Consider the following 13136-nt stretch of genomic DNA (forward strand, 5'->3'; position numbering starts at 1 on the left):
CTTCGGCATGACGTCAGTCGGTGGCGAGGACGGCCAGGATCTGCTCGCCGTACTTGGCGAGTTTGTTCTCGCCGACGCCGCTGACCCGGGACAGCTCGGCCAGTGTGCTGGGCGCGTCGCTGGCGATCTGTCGCAGCGTGGCGTCGTGGAAGATCACGTACGCCGGGACGCCCTGCTCCTTGGCGGTGGTCGCGCGCCAGCCGCGCAGCCGCTCGAACAGTGACGCGGCGGCCGGGGTCAGCTCGGCCACGACTGTGGACGCGCCACGCGGCTTCGATGAGCGGCTCGACGCCGGCTTCTCCGGCTCACGGCGCAGGGTGACAGTGCGGCGGCGGCCGAGGACGTCGGCGCTCGCCTCGGTGAGCGCCAGCGTGCCGTAGTCGCCCTCCACGGCGAGCAGCCCTTCGGCGAGCAGTTGCCGGACCACGCCCCGCCACTCGGCCTCGCTGAGCTCGGAGCCGATGCCGAATACCGTCAGCGAGTCGTGACCGTACTGGCTGATCTTGTCGGTCTGTTTGCCGAGCAGGATGTCGATGCAGTGCCCGGCGCCGAAGCGTTGGTTGCGTTCGCGGTCGAGCCGGAAGACGGCGGAGAGCAACTTCTGGGCGGGGACGGTGCCGTCCCAGGACTCCGGTGGGGTGAGGCAGGTGTCGCAGTTGCCGCAGGCGGCGGTCGTCGTCTCGCCGAAGTATTCGAGCAGTTGGACCCGTCGGCAGCGCACCGTCTCGCAGAGGGCCAGCATCGCGTCCAGGTGCGCGGCCAGGTTGCGGCGGTGGGCGAGGTCGCCGTCGGACGTCTCGATCATCTTGCGTTGCTGGACCACGTCCTGCAGCCCGTACGCCAGCCAGGCGGTGGACGGCAGGCCGTCGCGGCCGGCGCGGCCGGTTTCCTGGTAGTAGCCCTCGACGGACTTGGGTAGGTCGAGGTGGGCGACGAACCGGACGTCGGGCTTGTCGATGCCCATGCCGAAGGCGATGGTGGCCACCATGACCAGGCCGTCTTCCCGCAGGAAGCGCTGCTGGTTGGCGGCGCGGGTGCCCGCGTCAAGCCCGGCGTGGTACGGCAGGGCGGCGACCCCGTTGGCGGTGAGGAACTCCGCCGTCTTGTCGACCGAGGCCCGGGACAGGCAGTAGACGATGCCGGCGTCGCCGGGGTGCTCGTCGCGCAGCAGGGTCAGCAGCTGCTTGCGGGGCTCGCGCTTGGGCACGATCCGGTACTGGATGTTGGGCCGGTCGAAGCTGGCCACGAAGTGCCGGGCGTCGTCCAGCTTGAGCCGGGTCGCGATCTCGGTGCGGGTGGCGCTGGTCGCGGTGGCGGTCAGGGCGATGCGGGGCACCTGCGGCCAGCGTTCGTGCAGCATCGACAGCGCGAGATAGTCGGGGCGGAAGTCGTGCCCCCACTGGGACACGCAGTGCGCCTCGTCGATCGCGAACAGGGAGATGCGGCCCCGGTCGAGCAGGGCGAGGGTGGATCGGACGCCGAGCGCCTCCGGGGCCAGGTAGAGCAGGTCCAGCTCGCCGGCGACGAAGGCGGCCTCGACCCGCCGCCGGGCGTCCAGGGTCTGGGTCGAGTTGAGGAACCCGGCGCGTACGCCGACCGCGGTGAGGGCGTCGACCTGGTCCTGCATGAGCGCGATCAGCGGGGACACGACGACGGCGACCCCGTCGCGGACCAGGGCCGGGATCTGGTAGCACAGGGACTTGCCACCACCGGTGGGCATCAACACCAGCGCGTCGCCGCCGGCGACCACATGGTCGATCACGTCCTGCTGGAAACCACGGAACGCGTCGTAGCCGAAGACCCGGCCCAGCACGTCCAGGGCGTCGGAGGCGGCACGCAGGTCGGTGGGAGAGGCCATCCGGGGAGTCTACGAGCCCACCCCGACGGCGCCTGTCCGGCGCACCCGGGCCGGGTGCACCGGACGTGCGACGCGGTCAGCCGGGCTGGCTGGACCGGTTGGCCAGGCCGCGTGGCGGGGCCTTCATCCCGACCACGATGTCGACGATCTCGATGTAGCGGGCCTTGTTGCCCATTCGGAAGGCGGTGGCCGCCGCGTTGATCTCCTCGAGGGTGTCGGCCTCGACCATGGTGACCTGGTCGTACTTGCCGTTCACCCCGGTGCAGACGACGTGGGTGAGCTGCTTGGCGAAGCGGCCCAGGTCGCGGGCGTGCTCGGCGGAGATCTCGTGGATGCCCTCGCGGCCGAGGGCGAAGTACTCGGGGCTGATCCGCATGAACAGGAAACCGACGTACTTGTTCTTGTCCGCCAGGTCGTGCATCGCACCCTCCAGATGTCGGTCTGACCTGCGACGATCACGTTGAGCGTATTGACAACTACTGATCGTCATCAAGTGCCCTCGGGTGTCGGGAGGGCGACCGTCGAAGAGGTCAGCGGGCGCCGCCCGGCCACGGGTGCCGGGTCGCGACCCGGTGGCGGGATAGAGTCGCTGATTGACCAATCGCGGCCGAGGGCGGCCGCGGCGCCACGGCTTGGGGGTACGGGTGAGCGAGGCGCGCACAACCGGTGACCGGATCGACGGCCCGGATGCCGGTGACGAGCAGGTGGCGGCCGAGTCGGAGACCACCCTCGTGGTGGTCACCGGCCTCTCCGGGGGTGGCCGCAGCACTGTCGCCCGGGCGTTGGAGAACGTCGGCTACTACGTCGTGGACAACCTGCCGCAGGCTCTGATGTTGGACATGGCCGAGCTGGCGTTCAAGGCGGGCGGCGCGGCCCGGCGTACCGCCATGGTGCTGGACGTGCGGTCGCGGGCCTTCTCGACGGACCTGGCCGGGGCGATCCGGGAGCTCAAGGAGCGCGGGTTCTCGCCCCGGGTGGTCTTCGTCGACGCCGACGACGAGGTGCTGATCCGGCGGTTCGAGAGCGTTCGGCGTTCGCACCCGTTGCAGGGTGACGGGCGGCTGGCCGACGGCATCGCCGTGGAGCGCGGTCTGCTGGAGGAGGCCCGCGACCAGGCCGACGTGATCATCGACACCAGCCACCTGAACGTCAACCAGCTCCGACGGCGCATCGAGGAGTTGTTCGGCGGCGAGGACGCCCGCCGGCTGCGGCTGACCGTGCTGTCGTTCGGCTTCAAGTACGGCCTTCCGCCGGACGCCGATTTCGTGCTGGACGCCCGCTTCCTGCCCAACCCGTACTGGGTGCCGGAGCTGCGTGAACACACCGGGCGGGAGGAGGCGGTCAGCGCGTACGTGCTGGGTCAGGAGGGCGCGGACGCCTTCGTGGCCTCGTACGCCGACCTGGTCAACGCCACCACGACCGGCTTCGAGCGGGAGGGCAAGCGCTACCTCACTGTCGCCGTGGGCTGCACCGGCGGCAAGCACCGCAGCGTGGCCATCGCCGAGGAGTTGGCCAGCCGGCTGCGTCACTCCGGGCTGGCGGCGAACGCCCAGCACCGCGACCTGGGGCGGGAATGACGGCCCGGCGGGTGGTGGCGTTCGGCGGCGGGCACGGGCTGTCCGCCTCGTTGCGTGCGCTGCGCCACTGCGCTCCCGAACTCGACCTCGACATCACCGCTGTGGTCACTGTGGGGGACGACGGCGGCTCCAGTGGCCGGCTGCGGGCCGAGCGGGGCGGCCTGCCCCCGGGAGACCTGCGCCAGGCCCTGGTGGCGTTGGCCGGGGACCACCCGGCCACCCGGCGCAGCGCCGGGCTGTTCCAGCACCGCTTCGCCGCCGTACCCGTGGGCGTACCCGAAGCTGGAGCGACCGAGCCGGGCCCGGCGGCGGGCGACGGTCCGGACCGCGACGGCGCGGCCCGGCGGGGCACCGACGGAGCGTCGGCCGGCACCGACGGTCTGACCGGTCACGCGGTGGGCAACCTGGTGCTCTGCGGCCTGATGGAGCTGCTCGGCGACCCGGTGGCCGCGCTGGAGCACGCCGGCGCGATGCTCGGCGCGGTCGGCAGGGTGTTGCCGATGTCCCGCCAACCGGTCGGCATCGAGGCGCGGGTACGCGGTGCCGACCCGGCCGCCCCCGACGAGGTGCGCACTGTGAGTGGCCAGCACCAGGTGGCCGTCACCACCGGGCGGGTCGAGTCGCTGCGTCTCACCCCGAGCGCCCCACCGGCCTGCGCCGAGGCCATCGAGGCGATCCGGGCGGCCGACTGGTTGATCTTCGGGCCGGGCAGCTGGTACACCAGCGTGCTTCCGCACCTGCTGGTGCCGCAACTGGCCGACGCGATCGTGTCCACCTCGGCCCGGCGGCTGGTCACGCTGAACCTCGCCGCGGAGAAGGAGACCCTCGGGCTCTCCGTCGCCGACCATCTCGCGGCGCTGCACTGGTACCTGCCCGAGCTCAAGGTGGATCTTGTGCTCGCCGATGCCAAGGCGGTGGGTGACCCCGAACCGGTCGAACGTGCGGCAGAATCGCTGGGTGCCCGCCTGGTCCTCGCCCCCGTCGCCGTTGTCGACGGGACTCCCCGCCATGATCCGGCTGCCCTGGGCGCCGCGCTGGTGCCTGTCCTGGGCGCCGATCGTTAGACACGTACGTAATCTCCGGCGACACGCCGGAACAGGTCCGTGAGGGGACGCACAATGGCGATGACGGCCGCGGTCAAGGACGAGCTGAGTCGGGTCGACGTGCCCAAGCCCTGCTGCCGACGGGCGGAGATGGCCGCACTGCTGCGCTTCGCTGGCGGGCTGCACATCGTCTCCGGCCGCGTGGTGGTGGAGGCTGAACTGGACACCGGGGCGGTCGCCCGGCGGCTGCGCCGGGAGGTCGCCGAGGTCTACGGCTACCCCAGCGAGATCCACGTGCTGGCCTCCGGTGGGCTGCGCAAGGGCAGCCACTTCATCGTGCGGGTGGTCAAGGACGGCGAGGCCCTGGCGCGGCAGACCGGTCTGCTCGACGTGCGGGGTCGCCCCGTGCGCGGGCTGCCCCCGCACGTGGTGGCGGCCAACGTCTGCTGCGCGGTTTCCGCGTGGCGGGGCGCGTTCATGGCTCACGGCTCGCTCACCGAGCCGGGTCGCTCCAGCGCGCTGGAGATCACCTGCCCGGGGCCGGAGTCGGCGTTGGCGCTGGTCGGGGCGGCCCGCCGGATCGGCATCACCGCGAAGAACCGCGAGGTACGCGGGGTGGACCGGGTGGTCGTCAAGGACGGTGACGCGATCGCCGCGCTGCTCACCCGGATCGGCGCGCACTCCAGCGTGCTGGCCTGGGAGGAGCGTCGGGTACGCCGCGAGGTGCGGGCCACCGCCAACCGGCTCGCCAACTTCGACGACGCCAACCTGCGCCGTTCGGCGCGGGCAGCGGTCGCCGCCGCCGCCCGGGTCACCCGTGCGCTGGAGATCCTCGCCGACGAGGCGCCCAACCACCTGACCGACGCCGGTCGGCTGCGCCTGGAGCACCGGCAGGCGTCGCTGGAGGAGTTGGGGGCGCTGGCCGAGCCGCCGCTGACCAAGGACGCCATCGCGGGGCGGATCCGCCGGCTCCTGGCGTTGGCCGACAAGCGGGCCCGCGACCTTGGCATCCCGGATACGGAAGCAGCCGTCACGCCCGACATGCTCGTGGTCTGATAGGACGGTGGGGCCGCACGGTGCGTCCGGGAGCACGACCCGGCGCAGCGTGGTCTCGCGCGCTCGGATAGGGTCGCTGCGTACGGCAAGGGGGCCGACACCGGCATTCCTCGTCGTGCCCCACCGCCTCGGGCGGTCAGGTCCTCAGACCGCGCGGCGGGGTGGCCGAGATGAACCGTCGACGGCCGGCTCCAACGGTCGGCGCACACCATTCCCGCCGGCCCGTTGTCTGAAGCCGGCGGACCAGAACGCGAGGAGATGGGACCTGTGACCATCCGGGTTGGCATCAACGGCTTTGGCCGAATCGGCCGTAACTTCTTCCGGGCAGTGCTGGCGTCTGACGCCGACATCGAGGTCGTGGCGGTGAACGACCTTACCGACAACGCCACGCTCGCCCACCTGCTCAAGTACGACAGCATCCTCGGTCGCCTGCCCTACGAGGTCAAGGCCACCGCCGACGAGATCACCGTCGGTGGCAAGACCATCAAGGCGTACGCCGAGAAGGACCCGTCGAAGCTGCCGTGGGGCGAGGTCGGCGCCGACGTCGTCATCGAGTCGACCGGCTTCTTCACCGACGCCACCAAGGCCAAGGCGCACGTCGACGGCGGGGCCAAGAAGGTCATCATCTCCGCCCCGGCGAAGAACGAGGACGTCACCGTCGTCATGGGTGTCAACCACGACACCTACGACCCGGCGAAGCACACCATCATCTCCAACGCCTCGTGCACCACGAACTGCCTCGCCCCGATGGCGAAGGTCCTGCACGACACGTTCGGCATCCAGCACGGTCTGATGACGACGATCCACGCGTACACCCAGGACCAGAACCTCCAGGACGCGCCGCACTCGGACCTGCGTCGGGCCCGCGCCGCCGCGCTGAACATCGTCCCGACCTCGACCGGCGCCGCCAAGGCGATCGGCCTGGTCCTGCCGGACCTCAAGGGCAAGCTCGACGGGTACGCCCTGCGGGTGCCGATCCCGACCGGCTCGGTCACCGACCTCACCGTCAACGTGGGTCGCGAGACCACCGTGGACGAGGTCAACGCTGCGCTGAAGGCCGCCGCGGACGGCCCGCTCAAGGGCATCCTGGTCTACAACGAGGACCCGATCGTCTCCACCGACATCGTGACCGACCCGGCGTCGTGCATCTTCGACGCGCCGCTGACCAAGGTCGTCGGCAACCAGGTCAAGGTCGTCGGCTGGTACGACAACGAGTGGGGCTACTCCAACCGGCTGGTCGACCTCGTCAAGCTGGTCGGTTCGTCGCTGTGAGCATCCGGACCCTCGACGACCTGCTCGCCGAGGGGGTGTCGGGTCGGCGCGTGCTGGTGCGCGCCGACCTGAACGTCCCGCTCGACAAGCAGACCGGTGCCATCACCGATGACGGCCGGATCCGCGCGGTGCTGCCGACTCTCGGCGCGCTGGTCGAGGCCGGCGCGAAGGTGGTCGTCTGCTCGCACCTGGGCCGCCCGAAGGGCGCTCCGGACCCGCAGTTCAGCCTGGGCCCGGTCGCCGGGCGGCTCGGTGAGCTGCTCGGCGCGCCGGTGCACTTCGCCACCGACACCGTCGGTGACTCCGCCCGCTCCACAGTCGCCGACCTGGCCGACGGTCAGGTCGCCCTGCTGGAGAACCTGCGCTTCAACGCCGGTGAGACCAGCAAGGACGAGGCCGAGCGGGGTGCCTTCGCCGACCAGCTCGCCGCGTTCGGTGACGCGTACGTGGACGACGCGTTCGGTGCCGTGCACCGCAAGCACGCCAGCGTCTTCGACGTGCCGGCCCGGTTGCCGCACGTCGCGGGTCGGCTGGTGCTGCGTGAGGTCGAGGTGCTCTCCAAGCTCACCGGTGACCCCGAGCGCCCGTACGTGGTGGTGCTCGGTGGGTCGAAGGTGTCCGACAAGCTCGCCGTGATCGAGGCTCTGCTGCCGACGGTCGACCGGCTGCTCATCGGTGGCGGGATGTGCTTCACCTTCCTCAAGGCCCAGGGCCTGGAGGTGGGCACCTCGCTGCTGGAGAAGGACATGGTCGAGACCTGCCGCAACCTGCTGGAGCGGTCCGGCGGCAAGATCATGCTTCCGGTCGACGTGGTGGTCGCGGACGCGTTCGCTCCGGACGCGGCGCACGACACGGTCCGGGTCGACGGCATCCCGAGTCACCGGCTCGGCCTGGATGTCGGCCCGGAGACGGTGGCGGGCTTCAGCGCCGCGCTGTCCCAGGCGAAGACGATCTTCTGGAACGGCCCGATGGGCGTGTTCGAGATGCCGGCCTTCGCGGCGGGCACCCGGGGGATCGCCGAGGCGATCACCAAGGCCGACGCGTTCAGTGTCGTCGGCGGCGGTGACAGCGCGGCGGCGGTCCGTGCCCTGGGGCTGGACGAGTCGTCCTTCGGGCACATCTCCACCGGTGGTGGCGCCTCCCTGGAATACCTCGAGGGCAAGACCCTCCCCGGCATCGCGGCCCTGGAGAACTGAATGTCGAGCACCACCCGCCGGCCGCTGATGGCCGGCAACTGGAAGATGAACCTCAACCACCTCGAGGCCAACCTGCTGGTGCAGAAGCTGGCGGCCAGCCTCACCGAGAAGCAGCTCACGGCCGTCGAGACGGTCGTGCTGCCGCCCTTCACCGACCTGCGCACCGTGCAGACCGCTGTGGACGGGGACAAGCTGCTGATCGGCTACGGCGGGCAGGACCTCTCCCCGCACGCGTCCGGCGCGTACACCGGGGACATCTCCGGGCCGATGCTGGCCAAGCTCGGCTGCACGTACGTGGTGGTCGGGCACTCCGAGCGGCGGGCCTACCACAACGAGGACGACGCGCTGGTCAACGCCAAGGTCAAGGCGGCGCTGACGCACGGCCTGACGCCGATCCTCTGCGTGGGGGAGGGGCTGGACATCCGCGAGCAGGGCACCCACGTGGCGCACTGCTCCGACCAGCTCGACGGGGGCCTCGCCGGGCTCACCCCCGAGCAGGTGCGGCAGGTCGTGATCGCGTACGAGCCGGTCTGGGCGATCGGCACGGGCAAGACCGCGACGCCGGAGGACGCCCAGGAGGTCTGCGGGGCGGTCCGTCAGCGGCTGGCGGAACGCTTCGACCAGGAGACCGCCGACCAGGTGCGGGTCCTCTACGGCGGCTCGGTCAAGGCGTCCAACATTGCCTCGATCATGGCGCAATCGGACGTGGACGGGGGCCTGGTGGGGGGCGCCAGCCTGGACGCGGAGGAATTCGCTCAGATCTGCCGGTTCCCGGAGCACCTCGCCCGCTGATCGCTCGGTATCCTTGACACCGCCCGTCCGCCGGTCGGTGCCGCCGTGCCCGATCAGACCGGGCGAGGATCGCTACGAGAGGAACTGACCCCAGCCATGCCGATCTGGTTCGCATACACGTTGATCGTGTTGCTGGTCATCACGAGCATTCTGCTCACCCTGCTGATCCTGCTGCACCGCGGCAAGGGCGGCGGTCTGTCGAGCATGTTCGGCGGTGGCGTCAGCTCCAGCCTCGCAGGCTCCTCGGTCGCGGAGAAGAACCTGGACCGCTACACCGTTCTGGTGAGCGTCGTCTGGTTCGCCGCGATCATCGGGCTCGGGCTCTGGCTGCGCCTCCAGATGAACAGCGTCACCTGAGCAGGCTCAGTAAGTCGTACAATCTGCGCGCGGTCCGTCACTCGACGGGCCGCGCGCAGGCTTTTCTCCGCTGCACCGCGTCGCCCGCCGCTCCACCCCCGAAGACGGCGGGTCCCCTCCGACGACAGGAGCGAGCAGCCGTGCCGAATGGCAACGTTATCCGGGGAGCCCGGGTCGGATCCGCACCGATGCGCCCGGACGAGCGGCACCAACCCGCCCCCCGACAGGACGTCAGCTACTGGTGCCGTAACGACCACCGGGTCGACATCCGGATCGCCGCGGACGTCGAACCGCCAGCCCTGTGGGACTGCCCCCGCTGCGGTCTACCCGCCGGTCGGGACGCCCAGAACCCGCCGGGCCGGGTCCGCGCCGAACCGTACAAGAGCCACCTGGCGTACGTGAAGGAGCGGCGTACCGCCGAGGAGGGGGAGGCCCTGCTCGCCGAGGCGCTCGCCGCACTACGACGTCGACGCGGCGAGTAGCGGGCTCCCCCTCACGCTCAGCGCAGGCTACGCAGCCGGGCGGGCACGTCTACTGCCGCCGCCCGGTCCAGCAGCCAGCGGGTGCGGCCCACGCCCCGCACGCCGGCCGCAGGCAACTGCACCGGCCCGGCGCCGGCCAACGCCATACCCACCGCGCGAGCCTTGTCGGCGCCGGCGGCCACCAGCCAGATCTCCTCGGCGGTGTTGATCGCCGCCAGGGTGAGGGTGGTCCGCGTCGGCGGCGGCTTGGGGCTGCCCCGCACCGCGCTGACCGGCCGGGTCTCGTAGCTGACCGGGTGCTCGGGGAAGACCGAGGCCACGTGGCCGTCCTCGCCGACGCCCAGCATCAGCACGTCGAAGTGCGGCAGGGTGGCGTGCCCGGGCCGGGCGGCACGGGCCAGCTCCTCCGCGTACGCGGCAGCGGCCGCCTCGGGGTCGTTGCCGGCCGGGCCGTCCGTGGCCGGCATCGGGTGCACCCGGGCCGGGTCCAGCGGCACCACGTCCAGCAGGGCGGCCCGCGCCTGGGTCTCGTTGCGGTCCGGGTCACCGGCGGGCAGGAACCGTTCGTCGCCCCACCACACGTCGACCCGGGACCAGTCCACCGCGTCGCGGGCCGGCAGCGTCGCCACCGCCCGGTACACGGCCGCGGCGACCCGACCTCCGGTGAGCACCACCGAGGCTTCGCCCCGGTCGGCCTGAGCGTCGAGCAGCTTCACCAGCAACCGGGCCGCCACGGCCTGCGCCAGCAGGTCGGCGTCGGCGTGGACGGCGACACTCGCCTCACTCATGGTTGCGCCTTCGTTTCCCGACCGCGGTGCGGTCGCTGTCGTGCCCGGGGCGGTGTGCCCGAGGTGGTGGGACGGAGAACCCCGGAGGGTGCGGGGCAGGGCCGGCGCGTACCGGCCCTGCCCGACGTGCTGCCCCGGCTGGGCTCAGCCCTCGCCGCTCGTGCCGACGTGCGCGGTGACCCCGGCCTCGGCGCGCTGCGCGGTGGCCGGATCCTTCCAGACGTGGACCCGCTGCGGGGGGCGCTGCTCCAGCCCGCGCAGCCCGACCGTCGCGCCCAGCGCCTCCGCGTACACCTGGTCGGCGTCCAGACGGCGCAGCTCCTCGGCCAGTTCGTCGCCGAGCGGGCGGCGGACCAACGGCAGGGCCCTGTCGTCCTGGCCGGTCCGCCGGAACACCGCCATGCTGTCCTCGCGGGTCAGCGTCAGCTGGTCGCCGTTGGCGCAGCTGAGCTGCACCTCCCGCATCCGCGGGAACTCGTTGCTGTCCACCCGTCGTGGGGTGATGCCGAGCCGGCTGGACAGCCAACCGGCCATCAGCGCCGCCGTCGGGTCGGTGGCCGGCGCGACGATGGTCGCCTCGGTGACCTGGGCGCTGGTGGTGTCGAACGCCCCGGCGACCAGGGTGCGCCACGGGGTGATCCGGGTCCACGCCAGGTCGGTGTCGCCCGGGGCGTAGTCCCGGGCCCGCTGCCGCAGCGCCTCCACCGGGTCGGCGGCCTGCGCGGAGTCGGTGATCCTCCGGTCGGCCACCACCCCGAGGAAGTCGGTCGCGATCTCCGCCGGCGGCTCGCCGTGCCACCAGGTCACCACCGGTACGTCCGGGACGAGCAGCGGCATCACTACCGACTCGGCGTGCAGGGACAACCGGCCGTACATCCGGGTGACCACCGCCTCGCAGGGGCCGAGCCGGCCACCCACCACGATCTCCGCGTCCAGTCGGTTGCGGTCCCGCTCGATCTCCGAGCGCACCACCACCAGGAGCCGGCACGGGTGGGCGGCCGCGGCGATCGTCGCCGCCGCCTCCGCCTCCCGCACCCGCTTCTCGTCCACGACCACGATGAGGGTGAGCGCCATGCCGCTGGCCACCCCGCCAGCGCTGCGCCGCTCGGCGGCGAGCGCCTTGACCACCTCGTTGCCGGTGGTGTCCCACAGCCCGATCATGCTCGTCTCCAGGCGCGGCCCTCGCGGGCCAGCATCTCGTCGGAGGCCCGCGGGCCCCACTCGCCGGCCCGGTACGGCTCCGGGGTGGTGCCCTCCCAGGCGTGCTCCAGGGGGTCGATCACCTGCCAGCTCTGCTCGACCTCGGCCGCGTCCGGGAACAGGGTGCGGTCACCGATCAGCACGTCCAGCACCAGCCGCTCGTACGCCTCGGGGCTGGACTCGGTGAACGCCTCGCCGTACTGGAAGTCCATCGCGATGTCGCGGACCTCCATGGTCGTGCCCGGCACCTTCGAGCCGAACTTGAGCACCACGCCCTCGTCCGGCTGCACCCGGATGACCAGCTGATTGTTGCCCAGCGACTCCATGTCGGCGTCGTTGAACGGCAGGTGCGGCGCCTTCTTGAACATGATGGCGACCTCGGTGACCCGCCGGGGCAGTCGCTTGCCGGCCCGGATGTAGAACGGCACCTCCGCCCAGCGGCGGTTCTGGATGCCCAACCGCACCGCCACGTACGTCTCGGTGGTGGAGCCGGCGGGGACGTCCCGCTCATCCAGGTAACCGACCGCGCGTTCGCCGCCGACCCAGCCGGGCAGGTACTGACCGCGGACGGTGTCCCGGGCGACGTCCTTGGGCAGGGTGATGGCCTTGAGCACCTTCAACTTCTCGGCCCGGATCTCGTCGGCGTCGAAGCTTGTCGGTTCCTCCATCGCCACTAGGGCGAGGAGTTGGAGCAGGTGGTTCTGCAGCACGTCACGGGCGGTGCCGACGGTGTCGTAGAAGCCGGCGCGGGTGCCGATGCCGACGTCCTCCGCCATGGTGATCTGCACCGAGTCGACGTACTTGGAGTTCCACAGCGGCTCGAACAGGTTGTTGGCGAACCGCAGGGCGAGGATGTTCTGAACCGTCTCCTTGCCCAGGTAGTGGTCGATCCGGAAGACGTCCTGCCGGGTGAACACGTCGTCGACGAGGTCGTTGAGTGCCTTCGCCGACGGCAGGTCGTTGCCGAACGGCTTCTCCACCACGACCCGGCGCCAACCGCCGGACTTGTCGTTGTCGGCCATCCCGGTGCGGGCCAGCTGCTTGAGCACGACGGGGAACGCGGCTGGCGGGATGGAGAAGTAGAACGCCGCGTTGCCGGCGATGCCGTGGGTCTGGCGCAGGTCGTCCAGCGTCGAGGCGAGTTGGTCGAAGGCGGTGTCGTCGTCGAACGAGCCGCCGACGAACTTGATGTTGCCGGCCAGCCGCGCCCACACCTCGTCCCGCCAGGGGGTACGGGCGTGCTTGCGGGCAGCCTCGCAGGCCAACGTCTCGAAGTCGCCGTCACCCCAGTCGCGGCGCGCGAAACCGAGCACCACGAAGCCCGGCGGTAGCAGCCCCCGGTTGGCCAGGTCGTAGACCGCAGGGAGCAGCTTCTTGCGGGCCAGGTCGCCGGTCACCCCGAAGATCACCAGAGCGCAGGGCTCCGGGATCCGGGGCAACCGGCGGTCCTGCGGGTCGCGCAGCGGGTTCACCGAGCCACCACCTCCTCGCTCCGCTTCAGTCACGTCGTCCATC

Annotated in this window: 13 protein-coding genes; 8 read left to right on the top strand and 5 right to left on the bottom strand. The window is 71.5% G+C overall.

The genetic code is table 11. From position 1 onward, the window contains the following. Positions 1-13: 13 nt before the first annotated feature. Together recQ and OH804_RS03200 are read right to left on the bottom strand one after the other, a co-directional pair. Positions 14-1858, bottom strand: a complete 1845-nt coding sequence (gene recQ, locus OH804_RS03195; protein WP_406062626.1) for a DNA helicase RecQ — start codon at positions 1856-1858, stop codon at positions 14-16. Between the two features lie 76 nt (positions 1859-1934). Further along, positions 1935-2279 (bottom strand): hypothetical protein, encoded by a 345-nt coding sequence (locus OH804_RS03200; RefSeq protein ID WP_091403656.1) that lies wholly within the window; start codon positions 2277-2279, stop codon positions 1935-1937. 253 nt (positions 2280-2532) lie between these two features. On the opposite strand from OH804_RS03200, the gene rapZ reads away from it, so the two are divergent. From rapZ to OH804_RS03240, 8 genes are all read left to right on the top strand, one after another. After that, positions 2533-3435, top strand: coding sequence for an RNase adapter RapZ (gene rapZ / locus OH804_RS03205; protein WP_406066403.1), 903 nt, complete (start codon positions 2533-2535; stop codon positions 3433-3435). Further along, positions 3432-4499 (top strand): 2-phospho-L-lactate transferase CofD family protein, encoded by a 1068-nt coding sequence (locus OH804_RS03210; protein WP_406062628.1) that lies wholly within the window; start codon positions 3432-3434, stop codon positions 4497-4499. The genes rapZ and OH804_RS03210 overlap by 4 nt, the downstream gene beginning before the upstream one ends. Before the next feature lie 54 nt (positions 4500-4553). Next, entirely contained in the window at positions 4554-5534 is a 981-nt protein-coding gene (gene whiA, locus OH804_RS03215; RefSeq protein WP_053656981.1) for a DNA-binding protein WhiA, read from the top strand. A gap of 267 nt (positions 5535-5801) precedes the next feature. Beyond that, positions 5802-6806 carry a type I glyceraldehyde-3-phosphate dehydrogenase gene (gene gap, locus OH804_RS03220; protein WP_124853956.1) on the top strand — a complete coding sequence of 335 codons (1005 nt, stop codon included), beginning with the start codon at positions 5802-5804 and terminating at the stop codon, positions 6804-6806. Then, on the top strand, positions 6803-8002 hold the full coding sequence (locus OH804_RS03225) for a phosphoglycerate kinase (protein WP_091403664.1): 1200 nt from the start codon (positions 6803-6805) through the stop codon (positions 8000-8002). Before gap ends, OH804_RS03225 begins: the two co-directional genes overlap by 4 nt. Next, on the top strand, positions 8003-8794 hold the full coding sequence (tpiA, locus tag OH804_RS03230) for a triose-phosphate isomerase (protein ID WP_406062630.1): 792 nt from the start codon (positions 8003-8005) through the stop codon (positions 8792-8794). It begins immediately after the preceding gene. Positions 8795-8890: 96 nt separating this feature from the next. Beyond that, on the top strand, positions 8891-9151 hold the full coding sequence (gene secG / locus OH804_RS03235) for a preprotein translocase subunit SecG (protein WP_196924424.1): 261 nt from the start codon (positions 8891-8893) through the stop codon (positions 9149-9151). Between the two features lie 140 nt (positions 9152-9291). Further along, on the top strand, positions 9292-9633 hold the full coding sequence (locus OH804_RS03240) for an RNA polymerase-binding protein RbpA (protein ID WP_196924423.1): 342 nt from the start codon (positions 9292-9294) through the stop codon (positions 9631-9633). Positions 9634-9650: 17 nt separating this feature from the next. Here the strand turns inward: OH804_RS03240 and pgl are convergent, their stop codons facing one another. The 3 genes from pgl to zwf all read right to left on the bottom strand — a co-directional run bounded on the left by pgl (position 9651) and on the right by zwf (position 13135). Further along, the gene (gene pgl, locus OH804_RS03245) at positions 9651-10421 is read right to left on the bottom strand and encodes a 6-phosphogluconolactonase (RefSeq protein ID WP_406062632.1); all 771 of its coding nucleotides are present in this window, start codon (positions 10419-10421) and stop codon (positions 9651-9653) included. A gap of 144 nt (positions 10422-10565) precedes the next feature. Continuing rightward, positions 10566-11582: a glucose-6-phosphate dehydrogenase assembly protein OpcA gene (locus OH804_RS03250; protein WP_196924421.1), complete on the bottom strand. Its 1017-nt coding sequence runs from the start codon at positions 11580-11582 to the stop codon at positions 10566-10568. Beyond that, on the bottom strand, positions 11579-13135 hold the full coding sequence (zwf, locus tag OH804_RS03255) for a glucose-6-phosphate dehydrogenase (protein WP_406062634.1): 1557 nt from the start codon (positions 13133-13135) through the stop codon (positions 11579-11581). Before zwf ends, OH804_RS03250 begins: the two co-directional genes overlap by 4 nt. Position 13136 lies beyond the last annotated feature (1 nt).

It is taken from the genome of Micromonospora sp. NBC_00860, assembly GCF_045207375.1.
GTDB classification, from domain to species: domain Bacteria; phylum Actinomycetota; class Actinomycetes; order Mycobacteriales; family Micromonosporaceae; genus Micromonospora; species Micromonospora vinacea.